Source organism: Pseudomonas sp. (assembly GCF_017744435.1).
Taxonomy (GTDB): domain Bacteria; phylum Pseudomonadota; class Gammaproteobacteria; order Pseudomonadales; family Pseudomonadaceae; genus Aquipseudomonas.
In genome coordinates this window covers 1-2319 of the sequence record NZ_JAGIBG010000070.1, presented here as the reverse complement: position 1 = coordinate 2319, position 2319 = coordinate 1, and the positions used below count along the sequence as shown (strand labels likewise).

2 protein-coding genes are annotated in these 2319 nt (G+C 65.2%); both read right to left on the bottom strand.

The window, feature by feature from the left end:
* On the bottom strand, window positions 1-149 hold a 149-nt coding region (locus J7573_RS25565; RefSeq protein ID WP_294340675.1), incomplete at its 3' end, for an acetyl-coenzyme A synthetase N-terminal domain-containing protein.
* Window positions 150-201: 52 nt separating this feature from the next.
* Window positions 202-2085: a methyl-accepting chemotaxis protein gene (locus J7573_RS25560; RefSeq protein WP_294341358.1), complete on the bottom strand. Its 1884-nt coding sequence runs from the start codon at window positions 2083-2085 to the stop codon at window positions 202-204.
* Window positions 2086-2319: the final 234 nt, after the last annotated feature.

Here is a 2319-nt window from a genome sequence, read left to right as displayed (position 1 = left end):
TTGATCCAGTCCAGACGCTGGGCCTGCTCACGCCAGAAGCCGTCCGGGTTGATCACCGATTGCTGGTACATGGCCTTGTAGGTGGCCTCGTCGGTCAGGGTAGTGGCCGCAACCTCGGGGCGAACGGGGTACAGGGGAGCCGCACTCATCTTTGATACCTCGGTGCAAGAGTTGTTGTTGTGTGCTGTCACTGGCCGCGCCTCAGAGCTTGAAGCGGCTGAGTAGCCGATCCTGCTGGCCGACGTGTTCGACCATCACCGAACACTGCACGACCTGCTGGTCGGCACTGCCGGAAACCGCCAGGCTGATGTCGCGGATCGTGGTGGTGTTGTGGTTGATCTCTTCGCTGGTGACGCTCTGCTGTTCAGCGGCGGCGGCAATCTGCAGGTTCATGTCGTTGATGCGCTGTATCGCCTCGCGGATGCGCTCGAGGGTGTGGTTGGCGGCATGGGCGTCCTCGGCGGTCTTGCTGGCGGTTTCGCGGCTTTGCTGCATGCGCCCCTGGGCGTGCTTCACGCCGCTCTGCAACTGGTCGATCATTTCGCGGATTTCCTGGGTGGACTGCTGCGTGCGCGAGGCCAGCGAGCGCACTTCATCGGCCACCACGGCAAAGCCGCGCCCCGACTCGCCGGCACGGGCCGCCTCGATGGCGGCGTTGAGCGCGAGCAGGTTGGTCTGGTCGGCGATGCTGGTGATGACCGCCACGATCGACTCGATGCGCTGGCTGAGGACGGACAGTTCGTTGATGGCTTGGCCGGTGTCGTTCATTTCGTCGGCCAGGCGCTTGATCGCCCCGGTGGAGCGGGACACCAGCGCAACCCCGCCGGTGGTCTGCTCGGTGGCCACCACCGCCGCCTCGGCTGCGGCCTGGGCATTGCGGGCCACGTCTTCGGCGGTCGCCGCCATTTCGGCCATGGCCGTGGCCAGCTGGTCGAGCTCCTGCAACTGGCGCTGCACCCGGCCCGCTGCCTGGTCGGCTGCGCCGGAGGTTGCCGTGGTGCTTTCGCGTACCTGCTGCGAGCGGTGCTTGACCTCGCCGATGAGCGTCTTGAGGTTGGCCAGCAGTTGGTTGAACTCCCGGGAAACCAGGGCCACTTCGTCGTTGCCGGTCACTTGCAGCTGGCGGGTCAGGTCGCCTTCGCCGCGGTTGATGTCCTCCAGCGACTGCTTGAGCCGGTCCATCGGCCAGAGCAGGCGGCGGACCATCACGCCCAGCACCAGCAGGCTCAGCAGCACGCCCAGGGCGGTGCCGACCACCGCCCGCCAGGTCAAGGTATGGGCGGCGGCCATGACGATGTCCTGGTCCAGCACCACGCCGATGTACCAGTCCATGCCCTTGAGTTCGGTGAGCGGGACGAATGCCACCAGCAGGTGCTTGCCGGCGTGGCTGATGTCCTGCAATTGGCCGTCGAGGGCCGGGGCGCTGCCGCCGAACAGCTCGCGGTAGGGCTTGCCGTTCAGTTCGGCGTTCGGGTGGGAAATGATGTTGCCGTTCTTGCTCAGCAGGAACGCATAGCCGGCACCGCCGAAGTCCAGGGTGTTGATGGCCTCGGCCACGCTGGTCAGGCGGATGTCGCCGCCGAACACGCCGAGCGGGCGGCCGGCATCGCTGAGCCGGGCGACTGCTGAAATCAGGATCTCGCCGCTGGTGGAGTCCTGGTAGGGTTCGGTCAATACCGCCTGGGCTGCGGCCTTGCCGGTGGCGTACCAGGGGCGGGTGCGGCCGTCGTAATCGGGTTTGGGGTTCCACGACGCGGTGTTCTTGATCGGTTTGCCGTCCGCCTCGAGGGCACCGAACACCAGCTTGAACTCGTCCTTGAGCAGGGGCGAGTCGACGATGCGCTGGGTGGCTTGCGGGCTGTACTGGCTATCGATCGCCTGGGCGGCCAGGTCCATCAGGTGGAGTTTGCCGTTCAGCCAGTTTTCGATCTGGCGGGCCACGGCATTGCTGGTTTCGTAAATGCTTGCCTGCACCTGGTCGCGCAGCAAGGTGCGCACCTGGGCGACCTGGACCACGGTCAGCAGGCTGATCGTCACGCACAGCACACAGGCAGCCGCGAGGCTTACCTTGTAACGGATTTTCATCGAGGTTTCGCCGATTGAAAAAAGGTCCGGACCTGTCGGTACGGCATGGTCTGGATCTTGTGTTTGCAGGTCTGGCCTCTTCGCGGGTGAACCCGCTCCCACAGGTACTGCACAGGTCTGGAAGCTTGCGCTAATCCTGTGGGAGCGGGCGTGCCCGCGAAGGGCGCGACGCGGTTTAGAAGAAGCCCAACGGGTTGATGTCGTAGCTCACCAGCAGGTTCTTGGTCTGCTGGT